The 259-nt window shown below is 40.5% G+C and carries 1 protein-coding gene; it reads right to left on the bottom strand.

Translation table 11 applies throughout. The annotated features are described in order from the left end of the window. A partial coding sequence (locus SB775_RS31100; protein ID WP_410865127.1) for a diguanylate cyclase domain-containing protein occupies positions 1 to 259 on the bottom strand: 259 nt, incomplete at both ends.

Here is a 259-nt window from a genome sequence, read left to right as displayed (position 1 = left end):
CAGCCAAGCAATCGCTGGGCAACCGCCTTGAGCAAAATATCTCCGATCGAGTGACCGAGCGTATCATTTATATTTTTAAATCGATCCAAGTCGATGAACATTACTCCTATTTTCTGTTTCTTTTGTTTGGCCTGTTGCAAGGCCAATCTCAACGTTTCATTGAACAACGTACGATTTGGCAAATTGGTCAACGAATCATAATGAGCCATGTAATGTATGATTTCAGCCGCTTTTTTTCTTTCGGTAATATCCATCATGG

This window comes from Peribacillus sp. SIMBA_075, assembly GCF_046534585.1.
Note: the sequence above shows the minus strand (reverse complement) of the source record. Positions and strands in the feature narration are given on the sequence as shown.